The 20412-nt window shown below is 72.1% G+C and carries 16 protein-coding genes; 9 read left to right on the plus strand and 7 right to left on the minus strand.

Annotated elements, in window-relative coordinates:
* Positions 1-91 precede the first annotated feature (91 nt).
* From KDL01_RS16120 to KDL01_RS16140, 5 genes are read right to left on the minus strand one after another with little or no spacing between them, the layout of a single operon-like run.
* Positions 92-1117: a branched-chain amino acid ABC transporter permease gene (locus tag KDL01_RS16120; protein WP_212529314.1), complete on the minus strand. Its 1026-nt coding sequence runs from the start codon at positions 1115-1117 to the stop codon at positions 92-94.
* Positions 1114-1986 (minus strand): branched-chain amino acid ABC transporter permease, encoded by an 873-nt coding sequence (locus KDL01_RS16125; RefSeq protein ID WP_212529315.1) that lies wholly within the window; start codon positions 1984-1986, stop codon positions 1114-1116. The genes KDL01_RS16120 and KDL01_RS16125 overlap by 4 nt, the downstream gene beginning before the upstream one ends.
* Positions 1983-2699 carry an ABC transporter ATP-binding protein gene (locus KDL01_RS16130; RefSeq protein ID WP_212529316.1) on the minus strand — a complete coding sequence of 239 codons (717 nt, stop codon included), beginning with the start codon at positions 2697-2699 and terminating at the stop codon, positions 1983-1985. The genes KDL01_RS16125 and KDL01_RS16130 overlap by 4 nt, the downstream gene beginning before the upstream one ends.
* On the minus strand, positions 2696-3484 hold the full coding sequence (locus KDL01_RS16135) for an ABC transporter ATP-binding protein (RefSeq protein ID WP_212529317.1): 789 nt from the start codon (positions 3482-3484) through the stop codon (positions 2696-2698). The genes KDL01_RS16130 and KDL01_RS16135 overlap by 4 nt, the downstream gene beginning before the upstream one ends.
* Positions 3481-4788: an ABC transporter substrate-binding protein gene (locus tag KDL01_RS16140; RefSeq protein WP_212529318.1), complete on the minus strand. Its 1308-nt coding sequence runs from the start codon at positions 4786-4788 to the stop codon at positions 3481-3483. The genes KDL01_RS16135 and KDL01_RS16140 overlap by 4 nt, the downstream gene beginning before the upstream one ends.
* 411 nt (positions 4789-5199) lie before the next feature.
* Between KDL01_RS16140 and KDL01_RS16145 the strand changes: the two genes are divergently transcribed.
* A complete protein-coding gene (locus KDL01_RS16145) occupies positions 5200-6195 on the plus strand; it encodes a hypothetical protein (protein WP_212529319.1) in 996 nt (331 codons plus the stop codon).
* An 88-nt stretch (positions 6196-6283) separates the two neighbouring features.
* Complete coding sequence (locus KDL01_RS16150) at positions 6284-7924, plus strand: amino acid permease (RefSeq protein WP_212529320.1); 1641 nt, start codon at positions 6284-6286, stop codon at positions 7922-7924.
* Between the two features lie 9 nt (positions 7925-7933).
* Here the strand turns inward: KDL01_RS16150 and KDL01_RS16155 are convergent, their stop codons facing one another.
* Positions 7934-8575: a GNAT family N-acetyltransferase gene (locus KDL01_RS16155; protein WP_212529321.1), complete on the minus strand. Its 642-nt coding sequence runs from the start codon at positions 8573-8575 to the stop codon at positions 7934-7936.
* Positions 8576-8658: 83 nt separating this feature from the next.
* On the opposite strand from KDL01_RS16155, the gene KDL01_RS16160 reads away from it, so the two are divergent.
* The gene (locus KDL01_RS16160) at positions 8659-9423 is read left to right on the plus strand and encodes a VOC family protein (RefSeq protein ID WP_212529322.1); all 765 of its coding nucleotides are present in this window, start codon (positions 8659-8661) and stop codon (positions 9421-9423) included.
* A 24-nt stretch (positions 9424-9447) separates the two neighbouring features.
* On the opposite strand, the gene KDL01_RS16165 is transcribed toward KDL01_RS16160, so the two are convergent.
* Complete coding sequence (locus tag KDL01_RS16165) at positions 9448-9921, minus strand: RlpA-like double-psi beta-barrel domain-containing protein (RefSeq protein ID WP_212529323.1); 474 nt, start codon at positions 9919-9921, stop codon at positions 9448-9450.
* 382 nt (positions 9922-10303) lie between these two features.
* Here KDL01_RS16165 and KDL01_RS16170 point away from each other — a divergent pair, with 382 nt between their 5' ends.
* From KDL01_RS16170 to KDL01_RS16195, 6 genes are all read left to right on the plus strand, one after another.
* Positions 10304-13738, plus strand: a complete 3435-nt coding sequence (locus KDL01_RS16170) for a glycoside hydrolase family 15 protein (RefSeq protein WP_212529324.1) — start codon at positions 10304-10306, stop codon at positions 13736-13738.
* A gap of 160 nt (positions 13739-13898) precedes the next feature.
* Entirely contained in the window at positions 13899-14633 is a 735-nt protein-coding gene (locus KDL01_RS16175) for a YoaK family protein (RefSeq protein WP_212529325.1), read from the plus strand.
* A 42-nt stretch (positions 14634-14675) separates the two neighbouring features.
* Positions 14676-15386, plus strand: coding sequence for a response regulator transcription factor (locus KDL01_RS16180; protein WP_212529326.1), 711 nt, complete (start codon positions 14676-14678; stop codon positions 15384-15386).
* A 10-nt stretch (positions 15387-15396) separates the two neighbouring features.
* Complete coding sequence (locus KDL01_RS16185; protein WP_212529327.1) at positions 15397-16755, plus strand: sensor histidine kinase; 1359 nt, start codon at positions 15397-15399, stop codon at positions 16753-16755.
* A gap of 228 nt (positions 16756-16983) precedes the next feature.
* Positions 16984-17691 carry a hypothetical protein gene (locus KDL01_RS16190; protein WP_212529328.1) on the plus strand — a complete coding sequence of 236 codons (708 nt, stop codon included), beginning with the start codon at positions 16984-16986 and terminating at the stop codon, positions 17689-17691.
* A 111-nt stretch (positions 17692-17802) separates the two neighbouring features.
* Positions 17803-20412, plus strand: a 2610-nt coding sequence (locus tag KDL01_RS16195) for a hypothetical protein (protein WP_212529329.1), incomplete at its 3' end; no start/stop codon positions are given.

Consider the following 20412-nt stretch of genomic DNA (forward strand, 5'->3'; position numbering starts at 1 on the left):
ACAACCGTGCCAGTAGTACGAGCAGCTATACGCGTGTGTACCTGCGGGCGCGGTTCTTACCCGTACGGTGGCACGCCGCGCTAACGGCCGGCTAACGGCCGGGGCCGGCCGCGGTCGGCGACGCGGCGCGCACCCGGCGCGCCAACGGGAACACCCGCAGCGGCGTGGCCCGGGCCACCACACCCCACAGCCCGCGCGGCAGCCACACCGCGACCGGCACGCACGCGGCGCCGAGCACGATCAGGTACCAGGCGCCGTCGGCCCCGAAGTACTGCTGCACCACGGTGAACAGCGCCGCGCCGAGCAGCGGGCCCTCGAGCGTGCCGATCCCGCCGAGCAGCACGATGAAGATCATCGAGGCGCTCCACTGCACGCTGAAGGCCGAGTCCGGCGCCACGTTGAGCTGGCTCACGATCACCACCCCGCCGGCCGCGCCGCACCCGGCCGCGGCGGCCAGGTACACCGTGCGCTTGGCCGGTCCGACCCGCACGCCCGCGCTCCCGGCGGCCGTCTCGTCGTCCCGGATCGCGGTCAGCGCGAGGCCGACCCGCCCGCGCAGCAGCAGGAAGCAGCCGAGCACGCACACCGCGGCCACGGCCAGCGCGGTCCAGTAGGTCTCCGCGTCCCGCAGCACCGGGTCGATCCCGGACAGCGTGGTCAGGGCGCTGCCGCTGCCGCCGCCGAGCGAGGAGTCCTGGATGACCAGCAGGTGGTAGACCTCGGCGATGGCCCAGGTCCCGACGGCGAAGTAGTCCGCGCGCAGCCGGAACGCCGCGAACGAGGTCGGCAGCGCGATCACGGCGCAGGCCAGGGCGGCCAGCCAGACCCCGAGGAAGGGCGCCACGCCCCAGTTCGAGAACTGCAGCACCGCGTACGCGCCGAGGCCCACGTAGGCCTGCTGGCCCACCGAGACCAGGCCGGCGTAGCCCGCCAGCAGATTCCACATCAGGGCCATGGCGGCGAGATAGAAGAACACGACCATGGCCTGGGTCACGCCGGTGTCCACCAGGTACGGCAGATACGCGAGCGCCGCCACCAGCACCACGCCGCCGCCCGCGGTGTAGCGGGCCGGCCGGCCGCCGCGCTCGACCGCAGGGCCCTGCTGCACTGCGCTCATGCGGTGACGCTCCTTCGCGGCAGCAGCCCTTCCGGCCGCAGGATCAACACGAGCAGGAACAGCAGGTGCCCGGCCAGCAGGGTGTAGGCCGGATCCGCCTGGCCGGCCACGTTCTGCGCGATGCCGAGCGCGATCCCGCCGAGCAGGGTGCCCCACAGCGATCCGAGCCCGCCGATCACCACCGCCTCGAAGCCGAAGAGCAGCTCGCTCGGCCCCGAGCTCGGCGCCACCGAGCTGCGCGCGGCGAACAGCAGCCCGGCCAGCGCCAGCGTGCCGAACGCGATCGCGGTGGCCACTCCGTACAGGTGCCGCGGGTCCCCGCCGACCAGGCTGGCCGCGTCCCGGTCGTCGGCCGCCGCGCGCAGCATCCGGCCGGTGCGGTTGCGCCGCAGGTAGAGCTCGAGTCCGCCGAGCACGAGCACGGCAAGGCCCAGGATCAGCAGCTCCAGGTAGGACAGCGAGATCTGGCCGCTCAGCCGCAGCGAGGCGGTGCCGATCCGGCCCGGATCCAGGGCCCTGCTGTCGGCGGTGTAGCCCTGCAACAGCGAGTTCTGAATCACCACGGAGAGCCCGAAGGTGGCCAGCAGCGGCGGCAGCGGGCCCGAGCTGATCGCGCGGTTGAGCAGCCCGCGCTGCACCAGGTAGCCGAACCCGGCGAAGACCGGCACGGTCAGCAGCGCGGCGTAGAGCAGGTTCACGCCGGAGGCGGAGATCAGGCTGTAGGCCAGGAAGGCGGCGAGCACCGCGAAGTCGCCGTGCGCGAGGTTCACGATCCGCATCACGCCGAACATGAGCGAAAGGCCGCAGGCGAACAGGGCGTAGAGCCCGCCCACCAGCACGCCCTGAAGGACCGCGTCGACCCAGATCACGCGCTCTCCCGGCGGATTCCGAAGTAGGCCGTCTCGATCTGCCGCGCGCTCAGGTCGGCGGGGGAGCCGCTCAGCTCCACCCGGCCCTCGAGCAGGCAGTGCACCTCGTCGGCGCGCCGCAGCGCGAGGCTCACGTCCTGCTCCACCAGCAGCACGCCGGTGCCCTGGGCGACCACCTGCGGCAGCGTCCGGTAGACGGTGGCCACCACGGCCGGGGCGAGGCCGAGGGAGAGCTCGTCGAGCAGCAGCACCCGCGGGTTGGCCAGCAGCGCCCGCCCGAGCGCGACCGCCTGCTGCTCCCCGCCGGACAGGGCCGAGGCCCGCTGCGCCGCCCGGTCCGCCATCCACGGGAACAGCGCGTACACCGCCGGCAGGTCCCAGGGCCCTGGTCTGCGCCGGTACTGGCCGGTCAGCAGGTTCTCCCGGACGCTGAGCGAGGGGAAAAGCCGCCGCCCCTCCGGCACCAGCGCGATGCCGAGCCGCAGCCGCCGGTGCGCCGGGAGCGCGGTCACCTCCGTCCCGTCCAGCACGACGCCGCCGCGCTCGGGGCGCAGCAGCCCGGCCACCGCCTCGAGCAGCGTGCTCTTGCCCGCGCCGTTCGCCCCGATCACCGCCACCACCCGGCCCGCTTCCACGGCCAGGCTCAGGTCCCGCAGCGCGAGCAGCTGGCCGCGGCGCACGGAAAGGCCGCGGACCTCGAGCAACGCACTCATGCCGCCGGACCCTCCGTCCCCGCGTCGATATCCACACCCAGATACGCCTCGCGCACGGCCGGGTCGGCCAGCACCCGCTCCGGCGTGCCGTCGGCCAGGATCCGGCCCTGGGCCAGGCAGACGAGCCGTTCCACGCTCTGGGTCAGCGCGCGCACGACGTGCTCGATCCAGACCACGGTCATGCCCTCGTCGCGCAGGGCCCTGATGATCGCGGCCAGCTCGTCCACCTCGGGCTCGGTCAATCCGCCGGCCACCTCGTCGAGCAGCAGCAGGCTGGGTCCGGCGGCGAGCGCGCGGGCCACCTCGAGGCGCTTGCGGGAGAGCAGCCCGAGCCGCTCGGCCTGCTCGTTCGCCGCCGCGGCCAGCCCGGTGCGCTCGAGCGCCGCGTACGCCGCGCGGTCGGCGGCCCGGCCGCGCAGCCCGGCCGCGTGGCTGGCGCCCACGAGCGCGTTCTCGAACACCGTCATCCGCCCGAACGGCCGCGGCACCTGGTAGGTGCGCCCGATGCCGAGCCTGGCCCGCGCGGCCGGCGAGAGCCCCTCCAGCGGCCGGCCGGCCAGCCGGATCTGCCCGGACTGCGGCCGCAGTTGCCCGCCGATCAGCGCGAACAGCGTGCTCTTGCCGGCGCCGTTGGGCCCGACCACGCCGAGCGCGCCGCCGCGCGGCACCTGCAGGCTCAGGTCCTGCGCCGCCACCACGCGCCCGAACCGCCGGGTCACCCGGTCCAGCCGCAGCAGCGGCGCGTCGCCGTCCGCGGGATCCGCCCGCGCGCCGCGCTCGGTCACGGATTCGTCCAGGCCAGCGTCCCGTTCGTGGGCACGGCCGGGTTGAGGGAGTTGTCGACGATGTACATGTCCCAGGGGAAGGTCGTGCCCGGCTTCCACTGGCCGCCGCACAGCTTCTGCAGCGCGACCCCGTGCTCCGGTCCGCTGGTGAAGTCCAGCGGCCCGCTGATCCCGGTGATCTTCATCGACTTCAGCTGCGCGGCGATCTCCGCCTTGTCGGTCGGGTCGCTCGCGTTCTTGAAGGCCTGCAGGGCGATCTCGAACAGCGAGTAGCACGAGCCGAGGGCCTGCGACCACTGGTTCCCGGTGCTCTGCGAGTACGCGGTGGCCAGGGCCGAGGCGCTCACCCCGTCCAGGGTGGAGGTGTAAGGGTTCTGTGGGCTCCACCACACGTCGGTGGCGATGTTGTTCGACAGCGTGCCGAGGGCGACCGCCTCGGCCGGGAAGAGCATCACCTTGGCTACGGTGGCCAGCTTCGGCTTGTAGCCCTGCTGCGCGGCCTGCTTCCAGAAGGTCTGGAAGTCCGGCGGGATCGGCGTGCAGGTGAACAGCTCGGCCGCGGAGCCCTTGAAGGTGGCGATCTCGGGGGAGAAGTCGGTCAGCCCGTCCTGGTACGCGCCGGAGTCCACCGCCGTGTATCCGTCCGCTTTCATGTAGCCGGGGAAGGCCGAGCGGAAGGCGTTGGCGTCCGTGTCGTTGGGCCACAGGCAGTCCACCTTGCCGCGCTCCACGCCGAGCTTGTGCCACATCGACTCGAAGCACTGATACAGCTGGTCCACGCCCACGAAGAAGCAGGTGGACCACTGGAAGGACTGCCCGTGCGTCTTGCCCCGGCCGAAGAACCAGGCCTCCCAGGGCACGATCGTGGTCACGTTCGGCACCCCGTTGGCCTCGCATACGCTCGAGACCGGGTTGGCCGTGTCCGGCGTGGCCGAGGCCACCACCAGGTTGACCTGGTCCTGGGTGATCAGCTTGGTGGTCACCGCGCTGGCCTGGGTGGTGGTGGACTGGCTGTCCTCGACCACGATCTCCACGGTGTAGGTCTTGCCGCCCTTGCTGAACCCCTTCGCCAGTACCGGCGCGAGGCGTTTGAGAACGAACTGGTCGCTCTGCGCGAAGGAGGAGAGCGAGCCGGTCTGCGGGCTGACATAGCCGATCCGCAGCGTGGTGCCGGAATTCGACCCGCCGCTGCCCTTGAGCGAGGAGGAGCAGTCGGCCAGCGAGCCCGCGGCGCCGGCGGCGAGGGCGCCGAGGCCGGCCGTGCGCAGGATATGGCGTCGGGTGAGTTCGAATGAGCCAGTCAACTTCGTCTCCTGATCTCGAAGAGGTGAGGGCGGGACGAGTGATGTTCGGCTAGTGAACTATTTGCTTTCAGGCGAACGTAGAACCGCCGCGCCGCCCCGTCAACGGTCCCAGCCGGGCGTTCGCACCTTGATGAGGATTCGTCTCTCTCTTTTCTTCACGGCAGTCACAGAAGTTGTCACCGGACACGGCAATATTTGTGTGTTAAGAGCCCCTTGAGCTTTCTCATGAGAGAAATCCGAGTGATTTCGGCCGTGTCTTGCCCGCTCTTGCCGCCGAGCGTGACGGCGTGATACCAAGGCTCAACCCGTCAACGTGTCTTGATCCGCTCGGGCAAAGACGAATGTTCGGGTTCTGAATCACGGGGACGACCGCGCCGCATATCGCGACCCAGCGCGAAGAGAGGGGGAGGCGTGCCGCCGTCGTTCCGGCTGGGCCGAAGAGAGCGCCCGCCGGCCTCGCTGCACACCTGGCTCACCCGCGTCCTGGCCGAGGAGCCCGCGCTCGGCGACGCGTCCCTGCGCCGGGCCGCCCGGCACGCGGCCATGGGCAGCTGGGAGCACGCCCGCGACCTGCTTGCCGCCACCGGCAAGGACTGGGCGCTGCGCACCCACCGCGTCAGTGTGCTGGCACACGGCGCGCTCGGCCTGCAGTGGGCCACCGCCTGGCTGCTGGCCGAACCCGAGAGCCTCGACGCCCGGGTGCTCGGCGCGCAGGTGGACGTGCTCGAACTCAGGGCCCTCATTCTGCGCCGGGACCCGTCAGCCACCAACGAGCTCGCCGCGGCCGTGGTCGAGGGGCTCGAGGAACTCGCCGAACTCGCCCCGGCCGATCCCGGCCCGTGGATCAGCCTGCTCACGCTCGCCCCGGTGCTCGGCGAGGGCCGGGCGGTGCGCACCCGCTGGGGCGAGGCCTCGTTCGAGACCGGCGAGCAGAGCTTCGAGTGGTTCCGCGAGGCCGTCGCCCGCGATCCGGAGAACTGGCTGGCCCACCAGCTCATGCTCAGGGCCCAGATATCCCGGCTGCGGATGTCCCCGCCGCGCGAGTCGCTGGCCCTGCTCGACTACGCCGCCGCGGTCGCCGCCGCCGTGGACCCCGAATCACCGCTGATCGTCCTGGGCGTGCACGCGGCCGCCGCCCTCGACCAGGGCGCCCTCGTCCCGCTGCTGCGCCCGTCCGAGCTCGGCTGGTTCACCGAACGGCTCGGCCAGGACCTCGACGCCGCGTTCGAGGGCTGGTTCCGCGGCGCCGGACTGCGCCGCCACCCGCAGGCCGGCTACGACCTCGCCGCCCTGGCCGGCGCGCTGAACCGGGCCCGCCGCGGCGCCGACGCGCACGAGGTGGCCGCCGAACTCGCCGCCCTGACCGGTGTCGCGCTCCCGCCCGACGCCGAGGAGCCCTCGCCGTGACCCGTCCGGCGGGGCCACCCGCTCCGGCCGGACCCGTTCCACCCACGCCCACCCCCGCCAGAACCACTCTCCCCGTCCTGGAGTCCGCGTGCGCAACTCTCCCATCCGCATCGACACCGGCAAGGCCACCGCGCTCGAGGCCGCGGAGGCGGCCGAGGCCGCGGACGCCGAGCAGCTGCGCGCGCTCGGCTATCCGCAGCTGCTCAGGCGCGGCCTGAGCGGATTCCGCAACGCCGGCGTCGCCTACTCGATCATCTGCGTCACCGGCGGCATGTCGCTGACCTACGGCCTGATCGGCATGGTCTACGGCGGCCCGGCCGTGGTGTTCTGGGGCTGGCTCGGCGTCGGCCTGCTGGTGCTCGCCCTCGGCGCCTCCATGGGCGAGCTGACCTCGGCCTACCCGACCTCCGGCGGCCTGTACTACTGGTCCGCCCGCCTGGCCCGGCACCACAGCGCCGCCTGGGCCTGGTTCACCGGCTGGTTCAACGTGGTCGGCCTGGTCGCGGGCGTCGCCGCCTCCTCCTACGGCTTCACCTTCTTCGCCTGCGCGTTCGGCGACATGCAGTGGGGCTGGAAGGTCACCCCGACCCTCGAGGGCATCGTCTACGTCGCGGTCCTGATCGTGATGGCGGTGCTCGGCTCCTTCGGCGGAAAGATCATCGGCTTCTTCGGCGCGTTGAGCATCTGGTGGAACACCGTGCTCAGCCTGGTGATCATCGTCGCGCTGCTGGTCGTGCCGGCCCACCACCAGAGCGTCGGCTTCGTGCTGACCACCTTCGTCAACCGCTCCACCTTCCACTGGGGCTGGTACGTCTCCATCCTGGGCCTGCTGGTCGGCGCCGAGACCTTCGTGGGCTACGACGCGTGCGCGCACCTGTCCGAGGAGACCAAGCAGCCGGGCGTGGCCGCGGCCCGCGGCATGGTCCGGGCGATCCTGGCCGCCACCGTCGTCGGCGCGATCGTGATCTACGCGCTGTCCTCGGCGATCCAGAACTACGCCAGCGAGGCGGCCGGAACCCGCACGCACAGCCCGGTCGGCGACATCTTCGTCGACGCGCTCGGCTTCACCTTCGGCAAGCTGCTGGTGCTCGGCCTCGCGCTGGCGCTGTTCGTGTGCGTCAACGGATGTCTGGCCTCGAACTCGCGCATGGTCTACGCCTTCTCCCGGGACTTCGCCCGCACCGACGACGGCCGCAGGCACCGGCTCTCGAAGCTGATGAGCACGGTCGACCTGGACAGCCGCACCCCGCGGGTGGCCGTCTGGTTCTCCTGCCTCGGCGCGCTGCTCATCGGCGCCCTGCAGCTGTGGAGCACCGTCGCGTTCGCCACGGCCGTGACGGTGAACGTGATCGGCCTCTACACCGCGTACGCGATCCCGGTGTTCCTGCGGCTGCGCCTGGGCCGGGACTTCGAACGCGGCGCCTGGCACCTGGGCCGCTGGTCCTACCTGGTCGGCTGGATCGCAGTGGGCTGGGTCGCCCTGGCCGACGTGCTCTTCTGCCTGCCGGTGGTCCAGCCCGTGTTCACCTGGGGCAACTTCCCCTACACCCTGCCCGCGTTCCTGCTGGTCATCGGCGGCGCCGGGCTGTGGTGGGGGATCTCGGCCCGCAAGTGGTTCATCGGCCCGCGCTCGATGGGCACCCCGGAGCAGCTGGCCGCCCTTGAGGGCCAGCTGATCGGCGGCCAGCGCCCCGCGCGCGACCAGCAGGCCGCGCCGACCGGGGTCTGAGTCAGGGCTCTAGGCGTCCGGGTCGACTCCCACGGCGGGCCGCCCCGGGCGCCACATCTTGGTGATCGGCGGGGCGGCCGCGGGCATCCCGAGCACGCCGGTCACCTCGAAGCCGAAGTGCTCGTAGAGCGGCACGTTGGAGAGCTTGCTCGACTCCAGATACGCCGGCAGGCCCTCGAGGTCGCAGCGCTCGAGGCGCGAGCGCAGCAGCGCCGCGCCGATCCCCCTGCCCTGCCACGCCGGATCCGTACCGATCACGTGCAGATACCAGTGCGGATCCTCCGGGTGCTCCTTGAACATCACCGACTCGGTCTGCAGCGCGCGCACGGACCGGGCCTGAAAGCACGTGATGTAGCCCGGCAGCGCGGCGATCTGCACCGGGAGCGGGGGCTGCCAGGCGCCCGGCGGCTTCCAGATGGTCGCGGCCCGGATCCCGCCCTCCACCACGGCCACCTCCGTCGCCGCCAGCGGCAGCGCCTCGCGTTTGAGCAGCGTGGCGAAATAGCGCACAAGGCGCCACTCGCGCGAGGGCTCGTGCGGGAGCTGATAGGCGAACGCCGGGTCGTCGGCGAAGGCGCGCGCCAGCATCCGGGCGGCCTGCGGCACGTCCTCGCGCACGGCCGGGCGTATCGCGATGTCGAGCTTCTCCATGGCCTGCGATTCTACGGGTTCGAACTCGCCTGGAGAACAAAAGTTTTGACGAGAACGTCTCTCGGTTGCGTTAGGGTCGCGGTATGGCTCGGGAGTGTGTGTCGGACGTGCGCTGGGTGTGGGCATTCGTGGACCGGCCGCTGGCCGAATTCGATGAGGCCGCGCGGTTCTGGGCGCGCGTGTCGGACACCACACTCTCGCCGCGGCGCGGGGACGAGGGCCGGTTCGCGACCTTTCTGCCCGCGCGGGGCGACGCATTCCTGAAATTGCAGGGCGTCGACGAGGGCGGCGGCGCGCACCTGGATTTCGAGGTGGCCCACTTGGCCGAGACCGCGGACCAAGCCCTCGCGCTCGGTGCCGAACCCGTGCTGCGGGAGCAGGGCCTGGTGGTGCTGCGCTCGCCCGGCGGGCAGCGGTTCTGCCTGACCGAGTGGGCGGGCCAGGCCCAGTGGCCCCCGGTCGTCACCACCCCGTCCGGCGCGCGCACCCGGGTCGACCAGGTCTGCCTGGACATCGGTCCGGACGTGTTCGCGCGGGAATCGGCCTTCTGGTCCGCGCTCACCGGCTGGCCCGCGTCGGACCCCGGCGACGGGGAGTTCGGCCGTTTGGCCACGCCGCCGCATCTTCCGGTCCGGATCCTGCTGCAACGATGTGACGAGCCGGGACCGGCCGGCGCGCACATCGACGTGGCCTGCTCGGACGTCGCCGCGGTCCGGGCCTGGCACGAGCGGCTCGGCGCCCGCCACCTGCGCGACGGGCGGATCTGGAGCGTCATGCGGGACCCGGCCGGGGGCGTCTACTGCCTCACCCCGCGCGCTCCCGAAACCGGGCTGCTCGCGCCCGGCTAGCCCCGCGTGGGTCCCGGAACCGCGTCAGGTGATGAACTTCCAGGTCACCGGGATGCTGGAGGCGTGCTTGTCCACGCTCAGCATCCGGGCGTAGAGAGTCGGACTCAACGCCAGATCGCTGCCGGAGCACGAACCGCAAGACCCGACGATCGTCGCGTTCACACTCGTGCCCGAGGCGTTGGTCACCGCGATCTGCTTGCCGCACTCGAGGTTCCCGCCGAGCAGCGGGGTGGGCACCTCGACCAGGTACGCGGTGAAGGAGCTGAACATACCGACCGGGTCGCGCCCGGAGCAGGTGCCGACGTGGACGTGGTCGCCGATCGCGTCGAGCACCACGCCGGCCTGCATGGAGGCCGTGCCGCTGAAGATCATCGGGCCGCCGTCGGGGACGGCCCCGCCGGTACCCGCGAGCGCCTCGCCCGCGGAGGGGCCGAGGACGAGCGCGCCCGCGGCCACGACCGTGAGCGCGGCCGTGATGGAACGCCGGAGCCTGCGCATGACCGCTCCTTTCGTCGCCTGTCCTCATCCAAGCCCGTCCCGAGCCGCCCTGCGCAGGGGTACGGAGCCGTCCGGGTGAGCGGGGGCGTGCGGCTACGGGGGCGTGAACGGGTCTGCCCGCGCCGGGCGGATGCGTCGGAGGTTTTGGATGTTGATCCAACAATCATCGGAGACTTGCCCTCCAGGATGCCCCCGAGCCCCGCCGCAATAGCCCCAAGGAAGGCCTAGCGGAGGTCTTCGTTGTCTGTTACGTTACGCACCGCTCACCAATTTTGTTCGGTCGCGCAACCAACCAGGCGGCCGTCGAGCGGGCACCCACACGGCCCGTCAGACGGGGTTGGCGCTACCCGTCGACCAACTTCGTTCGAAGGAGAACGCAACGATGGCCTCGGCACCCCGCAGGCGCCGCCAACACAGTCCCCTGATCTCCGTCTCCTGCGTCCTCGCCCTGACGGCCGGCCTGCTGACCGGCGTCACGGCCGCAGCCTCCGCGGCCACCGCCTCCGGCGGGCCCGGATCCACCCCCTACTGGAACGAGTCCGGCGGCGTCCAGGGCTTCGCCGACTCGACCAGCTCCACCTCGAAGGTCGCGTACACGATCGGCGACGGCGAACTCGAGAACGCCTTCTACCCCGAAGACGACGAGCCCGACACCTACGGCCTGCAGTACTACGTCACCAACGGGTCCAGCTTCACCGACTCCGAGGTCTCCAACACCACCCACGCGGTCACCCTGGCCGACTCCACCTCGCTGACCTGGCAGCAGACCAACACGGCGACCAACGGCGACTTCAGCATCACCAAGACCTACATCGCGGACCCGAACGCGAGCGTCATCCTGATCCAGACGACGTTCACCAACGAGACCTCGAGCCCGCTCTACCTCTACGCCGACTACCAGCCGTACCTGGACAACCAGGGCGACGGGAACACCGGCGGCACCGACTCCACCAGCGGCGACCTCGAGGCCGTCAACGGCTCGGTGGCCAGCGCCCTGGCCGCCAGCACCGGGTTCACCGGCTCGAGCACCGGCTACGTCGGCACCAGCAGCTCCGGGGCCACCGAGCTGACCTCCGGATACGGCCTGGCCACGACCTACTCCGGCGTCTCGAGCAGCGGCCACCTGGACCAGACCGCGCAGATCCCGGTCAGCTCCTCCGGATCCACCACCTTCACCCTGGCGCTCGCCTTCGACACCACCGAGTCCTCGGCGATCACCGACGCCGCCACCGCCCTCGGCAGCGGCTTCAGCACCCTGGAGAGCAGCTTCGAGTCGGGCTGGCACAGCTGGCTCGCGGGCCTGAGCGCCCCGCCCGCCTCGGTCGAGCCCGCGTCGGCCGGCGGTACCGGAAGCGCCGCGCTGCTCAACCAGTACTACATCTCGCTGATGGAGCTGAAGGCGGACGAGGACAAGACCTACGTCGGCGGCTTCGTCGCCTCGCCCACCGATCCATGGGGGGCCTCGGACAGCGCCGCGAGCGCCGGCAACCACGGCTACCACCTGGTGTGGACCCGGGACGAGTACGAGATGGCCAGCGCGCTGCTGGCCTCGGGCGACTCCACCGACGCCGCGGCGGCGCTGCAGTACATCCTCAAGTACGAGATCGAATCCAGCGGCGAGGCCAAGCAGAACACCTGGCTCAACGGCAACCAGGAGTGGTCCGGCCAGCAGATGGACGAGTCCGCCGACCCGCTGATCCTCGCCTACCAGCTCGGCGACACCAGCTCCACCGACTGGGCCACGCTCAAGACCGAGGCGAACTACATCGTCTCCAACGGCCCTTACACCGGTCAGGACCGCTGGGAGGAGAACAGCGGATATTCGCCCTCGACGATAGCCGCCGAGATCGCGGGCCTGGTCTGCGCCTACTCCCTGGCCACCACCCAAGGTGACACCAGTGACGCCGCGACCTACCTGAGCACGGCCAAGACCTGGGCCTCCGAGGTCGACGGCTGGACCTACACCACCGACGGATCGCTCGGCTCCGGCTCGTACTTCGTGCGTATCGCCCCGAACGGCACGCCGAACGACTCCAACACGATCAGCATCTCCAACGGCGGCGGCAGCTACGACCAGCGCGCCGTGGTGGACGCCGGATTCCTCGAGTTGGTGCGCCTGGGCATCAAGTCCGCCTCGGCCACCGACATCACCAACTCCCTGTCCGTGGTCGACTCCACCATCGGCGTCACCACCCCGCAGGGCCTGATGTACCACCGCTACAACCACGACGGATACGGCGAGACCTCGACCGGGGCCGACTACACCGGCGCCGGCGTGGGCAACCTGTGGCCCGTGTTCAACGGCGAGCGCGGCGAGTACGACATCGCCGACGGCGCCACCAGCGGCGCCGAGTCCCAGCTGGAGGTCATGCAGGCCTCCGCGTCGGCCGACGGCCAGATCTCCGAGCAGGTCTGGGGCAGCTCCACCGCGGCCAGCGCCTCGGGCACCGGCTGGAGCCTGGGCCAGCCGGACAACTCGGCCACGCCGCTGATGTGGTCGATGGCCCAGTACGTGCGCCTGGCCGACGACATCTCGCACGGCAGTGACGCGGACACCCCCGCGATCGTCTGCCAGACCTTCAGCACCTGCGCCGTCTCGGCCCCCGCGGCGCCGACCGGCCTGACCGTGACCGCCAAGACCTCGAGCACCGTCTCGCTGTCCTGGACCGCATCCAGCGGGGCCACCGGTTACAAGGTGCTGCGCAACGGAACCTCGGTCGCCACCCCCACCTCGACCTCGTACACCGACACCGGCCTGACCGCCGGGACGTCGTACACGTACACGGTCGAGGCGACGAACACGGCCGGGTCCTCCGCGGCGAGCTCCTCCGTCACGGCGACCACGAACTCGGCCGGGACCGCGCCCAACGCGCCCACCGGCCTGACCGTCGGCACCGTCACCACGACCACGGTCCCGCTCAGCTGGACCGCGTCGAGCACCGGCGGCAGCTACGCCGTCGCCGGCTACTACGTGCTGCGCAACGGCAGCGTGGTCGGCACCACGACGTCGACCTCGTACACGGACACGGGCCTGAGCCCGGCGACCGCGTACACGTACACGGTCGAGGCCTACGACACGAACGGCGACGTCTCCGCGGCCTCGTCGAGCGTTTCGGCGACCACCTCCGTCGGCTACACCGAGACGTTCGACGTGACCGTCCCGGTGAACACGGCGGCCTCCGGCGACGGGGTCTACCTGGACGGCGACTTCTCCGTCCTCGGCCAGGGCGGCAGCGACTGGGCCGCGTCGGGCCTGGCCATGACCAAGGTCGACGACACCCACTACACCCTCACGGTCAGCGCCTCCAGCGCGGCCAGTCTGCAGTACAAGTACGTCCTCGGCGCGAGCTGGAACAACGTCGAGGAGACGGCCTCCTGCGGCTACGTCGCCAACCGGTCGGTCACCGTCGGCGGCACCGAGACCGACACCGTGGCCGACTGGGCGGGCCCGAACACCTGCGGGAACGCCCAGGCGGTCATCGACGTCACGGTGCCCTCGAGCACGCCCTCGGGCGACGAGGTGTACATCTCGGGTGACTTCTCCGCCCTCGGGATCGGCATGTCCTCCGCGAACGACTGGACCGCCGGGCTGTATCCGATGACGAAGATCGCCGCGAACCAGTGGCAGATCCTGGTGCCGTCGAACTCCGGCGACACCCTCGCCTACAAGTTCGACCTCAACGGCACCTGGACGAACGTGGAGGAAGGCAGCTCCTGTGCCTACGTCAACAACCGCTCCTTCCTGTTCAACGGCGCCGACAGCTCGTACACCGCGAGCGACTCGGTGCTGACCTGGGCCGGGCTGAACGGCTGCTGACAAGGCCGCCGATCCCTTGGTGGGATCAACGGTTGAAATGAACGACACGTGACACGGTCGGCCGGTCGGGCGCACAGCCCGGCCGGCCGATCCGGCTTCCCGGCGCAGCACCCTGCGTCTTGGGCGCCCCGAGCGGTCTCAGGCCCTAGAGTCGGGCGGTATGTCCGAAGTCTTCCTCGGAGCCTGGCACACCGTCGCCCCCGTCCGGGGCGAGCGCCACGGCCCGCTCGCGCCGCTGCTGCTCCTGCTCACCCTCATCACCGGGTTCGTCGACGCCTACAGCTACCTCGTGCTCGGCCACGTGTTCGTCGCGAACATGACCGGCAACGTGGTCTTCTGCGGCTTCGCCATCGCCGGCGCCGCCGGCTTCTCGCTGCCCGCCTCGATCACCGCGCTGGTCGCCTTCGCCGCGGGCGCGCTGGTCGGCGGGCACGTCGCGCAGCTGCGCCGGGAGCACCGGGCCCGCCTGCTGTACGCCGCCCTGCTCATCCAGACGGTCCTGGTCGCCGCCGCGTACATCGTGGCCGAGACCACCGTGCCGACCCGGGAGGCGGGCAGCCGGTACACCCTGATCATCCTGCTCGGCCTGGCCATGGGCGTGCAGAACGCCGCGGCCCGGGCCCTGGCGGTGCCCGACCTGACCACGACGGTGCTCACCATGACCATCACCGGCGCCAGCGCGGACAGCCGGACGGCCGGCCACGGCCTCAAGACCGGGCGGCGGCTGCTGTCCGTGCTGACCATGTTCCTCGGCGCGCTGTGCGGAGCACTCACCGTCGCGCACGGCCACGCCGGGGTGACCCTGCTGATCGCGTTCGTGCTGCTGATCGGCGCCACCGGCTACATCGGGCGGCTGATCGATTCGACCGAGCCCTGGGTGACGCCGGTGGTCTGAGCGGCTTCGCCTCGCCGCGTACGGCGTTATACAGTCGCGAGCATGGGCGAAGGCGCGAGCTCGAACGGGACCGGCGGCGGGGCGAGTGTGCTCGTCGTCGAGGACGACCCGGGCATCGCCGGGTCCCTGGTGCGCGGCCTGGAACGGGCCGGCTACAGCGCGCGCTCGGTCGGCACAGGCGCGCAGGCGCTGGCCGCCGAGCCCACCGACGTGGTCCTGCTCGACCTCGGCCTGCCGGACGGCGACGGCCTGGACATCTGCGCCCGCCTGGCCGGGCGCGGGACCTGCGCCATCCTGGTGGTCACCGCCCGGGGCGAGGAGGGCGACCGGGTCGCCGCGCTGGACGAGGGCGCGGACGACTACCTGGTCAAGCCCTTCGGCCTGGCCGAACTGCTCGCCCGGATCCGGGCGGTGCTGCGCCGGATCCAGCCCGTCGCCCCCAGCGCGGTGCGCCACGGCCCGCTCATGGTCGACTCGCGCACCCGCAAGGTCACCGTGCGCGGCGAGGAGATCGCGCTCACCCCGCGCGAGTTCGAGATCCTCGAGTGCCTGGCCGTGGACCCCGGCCGGGTCTTCACCCGGCAGGCGCTGCTCGAACGCATCTGGGACGCTCACTGGTACGGCCCCACCAAGGTCCTGGACGTGCACGTGGCCGCGCTGCGGCGCAAGCTCGGCGTGCCCGGGCTGATCGAGACCGTGTACGGCCGCGGCTTCCGGCTGGCCGACCCCGGCCCCGACCCCGCGACCCGGTGACCCGCCGCCCATGACCCGCCGCATCGCCGGGACCTTCATCGCCCTGCTCAGCACGCTGATGGTGCTCGCGGTCGTGCCGCTCGGCCTTTCCATCGCGAGCAACGAGCGCACCAGCTTCCGCTTCGACGCCGACTCGGCCGCGCGCACCGTCGCCAACGCGGCCGAGGAGCACCTGTCTGATCATCACAGCGACGCCGAGATGCTCGCCGCCCTCAGCACGGCCGCCGCGCGCGGCGACTGCGCCACCGTCTACGACTCCGACGGCGTCGAGCTGAACGCGAGCAAGTGCCCGCACGACTTCCGTTCCCCGGCGAACGCGCTGGCCCGGCGCGTCCTCGGCGGCGATCACGGCGAGAACCCGGACGAGGACCTGACCACGCAGGAGGGCCAGTGGCTGCTGGTCGGCGTGCCGGTCGGGGACGACGGGCAGGTGACCGGCGCCGTGGTCTACGCCCGGTCGATGGACCCGACCGACGACCGGATCGAGGCCATGTGGGGCTGGCTCGCCATCACCGGCTTCGGCGTGCTGGCGCTGGCCGCGTACCTCTCGGTGCGCCTGGCCCGCTGGGTCAGCCGTCCGCTCGAAGGCCTCGGCGACGCCGCGGCCCGGCTCGGCGCGGGCGACCTGAGCGTGCGCGCGGACCCGCAGACCGGCCCCGAGCAGGTGCGCAGGCTCGCCGAGACCTTCGATTGGATGGCCGAGCGGATCGAGACGCTGGTGCGCGGGCACCGCTCCTGGCTCGCCGACGTCTCCCACCAGCTGCGCACCCCGCTCACCGCGCTGCGGCTGCGCCTGGACCTGCTCGCCGCGGACGTCCCGGACGAGCACGCCGCCGCCGAGTTCGCCGCGGCGCAGGAGGAGATCGCCCGGCTCTCCCGCCTGGTGGACGGCCTGCTCGCGGTGGCCCGCACCGAGGCCGCGGTCCCGCAGCGCAAGCCGGTGCGCATCGACACCGTCGCCCGCGAGCGCCTCGCGGCCTGGGAGCCGGTCGCGGCCGAGCGCGGCGTGCGGCTGAGCGAGGAGACCGAACCGGTCACCGCCGCCCTGGGCGCCGGCGACCTCGAGCAGATGCTCGACAACCTCGTGGCCAACGCGCTCGAGGCGGTCGGTGAATCAGGGCACGTACGTATCGAGGCGCTGCGCCGGGACGGGCGCGCCCTCATCCGGGTGGTCGACGACGGACCCGGCCTGAGCGACGAGCGCAAGCAGGCCGCGTTCCACCGCTACGGCCACCCGGAGCCGCGCGGCCACGGCCTCGGCCTGGCCATCGTGCAGCGCCTGGCCGCGGTCAACGGCGGCGACGCGTTCCTGCGCGACACCCCGGGCGGCGGCCTGACCGCGGAACTGGACCTCGGGCCCGCGACGTAGCGCGCGCCGCGCCCGTTTCGCGCGATCCATCCCGACTTATCGCCCCTGCCTCGTGCGCCGCCGCGCCCCCGGCCGGAGATCTTAACCGGTTCTGAGCAGGTTCCTGGCTCCTTCCGCACACCCGGCCCGGCAGGATCGTCGCTGCGGGCTCTGGGTGTGCCCGCGGGAAGGCGGGTTCTGGGTAAATCCGCCCGGTGGGCCGTCGGGTGATCAGGAGGTATCGCAACCGTGTCTCGGGCGACGATGTCGAACCCCGCTCGGCGGCCCGCCACCCATGCCCGCACCAGGTACGCGGCAGGCGGGTCCGAATCGGCCGCCGCCGGCCAGGCCGGACAGCGCGCGTCCGGCGGGCCCGGGCACAGTGACATATCCGGCCCGGAGGGCAACGAGCGCCTCACCGCCGTCACCGGCGCCGCGCTGCTGGTGCTCTTCGCGGCCGAGGGTCTGACCATCCTGTCGCTGAGCCGGCTGCTCTACTGGCACTACCTGATCGGCTTCGCGCTCGTCGGTCCGATCTGCGTCAAACTCACCTCCACGCTCTACCGCTTCAGCCGCTACTACACCGGCTCGCCCGCCTACCGCCGCAAGGGGCCGCCGCAGCCGCTGCTGCGCGTGCTCGGGCCCTTCGTCGTGCTGACCACGCTCGCCGTCATGGGCACCGGGATCCTGCTCGGCGTGGACGGCACCGCTCCGACGTACTTCGGCCTCAGCCTGCTGATGCTGCACAAACTCAGCTTCCTGGCCTGGGCGGCCGCGATGACCGTGCACGTCCTCGCCTACCTGTGGCGCGTGCCCCGCCTCATCGGCTCCGACCTCGCCCGCGCCGCCACCGCCGGCCGCGGCCTGCGCTGGTCGGTCACCGTGCTCGGCCTCGGCGGCGGCGTCGCCCTCGGCCTGGCCTGCGCCCACCTGTACGCGAACTGGCATCGCCGCTAGATCGCTCGCTCGTCCCCGCGACTCGACCGCACGTTTCTTGTCGGTGGATCTCTCTAAGATGGCGTCAACTGCTCGACAAGGGCGGGGAAACAGGCGCTGAGGAGGGGAAACGTGCAGGCCGAGACCGTCGTCGCGGGGGACGAGGACGAGCTGGTGATTCCGGCCGAGTGGCTGCGCGTGCTCCACCCGCGCCGCGGCGATGCGCAGGTCCCTGCGATACCCGGGCCCGCGCACACCGGCGCCACGGCGGCGCTGGAGGCACTGGGCGCGCACGTGGCCGAGACGGGCGCGGCGATCATCGACAACCCGCGCAACGAGCCGGAACTCGCCGAGGCGCTGCGCGCTCAACTGGCCGGTCGCGCCGCGCCCACCGGCGCCGCGGCCATGGCCCTGGTCGCCAAGTCCACCACCGGATCCGAACTCGAGCCGCACCTCGACGCCTGGATCACGGCCCACGGCCTGTTCTTCGCGGTACAGGCCGCACTCGAGACGGTGCGGATCTCCGTCGCAGACCGCTACTACCGCACCGAACCGTTCCTGGTCGTCTCCAAGGACGCGGGCCTGCGTCGCGATCGGCAGAGCCTGTTCCGGCAGCTGCGCTCCTACCTCGCCGCCGCCGAGGAGGCCGAGTACGCGCAGGTCGTGCGGCTGCTCGAGAGCCGGCAGCCCGATCTGCGCGAGCGCGTCCTGCTCGCGTACCTCCTGCCGACGGAACGGGCGTGGGTGGCGCAGGCCTGTATCACCCTCGGCAAGGTCAAGGCCCTGACGGGCCAGTGGCGGCCGTGGGTGCCGCTGCTGCAGTGCTCGCTCGCGAGCGTCGAAGAGCTCGAATCGCTCAGGAAACGCAGGGGATTCCAGGTCGGGCACACCGATCTCGGCCTCGTCGGGACACTCGCCATCGCGCTCGGCCCGGCCTCGGCTCCGTTGTTCTCGGCCACGCTGGACAACACCTGGGCGGACGCCGCGGTGCGACGCACCCTGCTCGAGGTGCTGGCCCGGATGCCGTACGACGAGACGTTCGCCGTCCTGGCCGCGCGGCTGGCGGTCAAGCACATCCCGACCGCCGCCGCCGAAGCGGCCGAGCGCTTCCCGCGTCGCGCCCTGCGCCTGTTGGCTGCGGCCGCGTGTGGCGAGATCGTCGGAATCCGCGACCCGCAGGGCAACGAACAGGCCGCGCGCGAGCTGCTGGCCGGCCACCTCGTCCGCCACGCCGACCTGGTCGCGAGCGTGCGGCCCGAACTCAGCGCGGCGCAGCGGGCGGTGGTGGACGAACTCGGCGCCCGGATCGCCGGACGTCCCACCGCGCCGGTCGGGTCCCTGCCCGAGCTGCTGGTGAACCCGCCGTGGGAACGCAAACGGACACGCGCGCGGACGCGGGCGGCCGGAGCCGAAGACTCCGCGCCGCAGCCGTCACCCCCTGCCGACCTGTGCCGGATCGACTGGCTCCCCGGCGAGCGCGAGGAGTTCAACCGCGGCCTGCCCGAGGCCCTCGACGCGGACTGGCGGCCGATCCTCGAGAACGTCAACATTCGTGGGGCGGGCCGCCAGGACATCGAGGTCCGCAGCGTCCTGCTGCACGCCCCCGAGCCGGAGGCGCGCCTGGCCCTGGCCTCCCTGCGCGCCGAGTTCGGCCAGATGGACCAGCTCCACGCCTTCGGCCCGCTGCTGGTGCGCTTCGGCACCGACGCGATCACCCCGATCCTCTACCAGGGCGACAACAGGAACCTGATCCACCGCGCCGCCGTGCTCCAGCCGATCGTGGACCCGCGGGTGGCCCGGCTGATGGCGCGGTGGTGGCAGCGTCCGGGCGCCGGTCGCGCGGCCGCCCAGGCATGGCTCGCCCGGCACCGCGATGACGCCGCCGTCCTGCTCGTCCCGGACGCCGTGGGCCCCGACAAGAAGCTGCGCCCCGCCGCCGAAGCGGTGCTGCGCCATCTCGCCGGCCCCGCGCTCGGCGTCGAGGTGGCGGCCATCGCAGAGCGCATCTACGGTCCGCGGGTCGCGGCCGAGGTCAGGGCGATCGTGGAGGTCGACCCGCTCGAACTCATACCCGCCCGCGCCCCGAAGCTGCCCGACTGGCTCGGCCAGGTTCACCTGCCGCAGATCCTGCTGCGCGACCGCCGCACGGCACTGCCCGAGCAGTCCGAGCGGCACGTCATCACGATGCTCGCCCTCGGCGGCCCCGGTGAGCCCTACGCGGGCCTGGCAACCGTCAGGGAACTGACGGACCCGGTCTCCCTCGCGGCATTCGGCCGAGCCCTGTTCGCCGCCTGGCGGGCCAGGGACTACCCGCCCAAGGAGTCCTGGATCCTGGCCGCCCAGGGCCGGCTCGGCGACGACGAGACCGTGCGCCGCCTCGTCCCGCTGATCCTCGGCTGGCCACGCGACGGCGGCTATCAGCGCGCTGCGTCGGCTCTCGAGGTCCTCACCGATCTCGGCACCGACGAGGCCTGGTTCCAGCTGCAGCGCATCGCACGCGCCGCCGTCGGCCGCCCCCTCGCCGACCGCGCCGAGGAGAAGCTCGCCCACCTTGCCGCCACGAGGGGCCAGACTCTCGACGAGTTCCTCGACCGCCTGATCCCGGATCTCGGCCTCGACCGACACGCGGCCATCTGGCTGACCTACGGTCCCCGCCGCTTCCAGGCCGCGTTCGACGAGCACGGCCACCCCACCATCACCGACGCCGAAGGCGCCACGTATTCGCAGCTGCCCGACCCCGCC

It is taken from the genome of Actinospica durhamensis (genome assembly GCF_018139695.1).
Taxonomy (GTDB): Bacteria; Actinomycetota; Actinomycetes; order Streptomycetales; family Catenulisporaceae; genus Actinospica; species Actinospica durhamensis.

Coding starts and splice junctions, on each gene's coding strand:
- KDL01_RS16120 (WP_212529314.1), bottom strand. CDS start 1,117: ATGAGCGCAGTGCAGCAGGGCCCTGCGGTCGAGCGCGGCGGCCGGCCG.
- KDL01_RS16130 (WP_212529316.1), bottom strand. CDS start 2,699: ATGAGTGCGTTGCTCGAGGTCCGCGGCCTTTCCGTGCGCCGCGGCCAG.
- KDL01_RS16155 (WP_212529321.1), bottom strand. CDS start 8,575: ATGGAGAAGCTCGACATCGCGATACGCCCGGCCGTGCGCGAGGACGTG.
- KDL01_RS16160 (WP_212529322.1), top strand. CDS start 8,659: ATGGCTCGGGAGTGTGTGTCGGACGTGCGCTGGGTGTGGGCATTCGTG.
- KDL01_RS16165 (WP_212529323.1), bottom strand. CDS start 9,921: ATGCGCAGGCTCCGGCGTTCCATCACGGCCGCGCTCACGGTCGTGGCC.
- KDL01_RS16170 (WP_212529324.1), top strand. CDS start 10,304: ATGGCCTCGGCACCCCGCAGGCGCCGCCAACACAGTCCCCTGATCTCC.
- KDL01_RS16175 (WP_212529325.1), top strand. CDS start 13,899: ATGTCCGAAGTCTTCCTCGGAGCCTGGCACACCGTCGCCCCCGTCCGG.
- KDL01_RS16180 (WP_212529326.1), top strand. CDS start 14,676: ATGGGCGAAGGCGCGAGCTCGAACGGGACCGGCGGCGGGGCGAGTGTG.
- KDL01_RS16185 (WP_212529327.1), top strand. CDS start 15,397: ATGACCCGCCGCATCGCCGGGACCTTCATCGCCCTGCTCAGCACGCTG.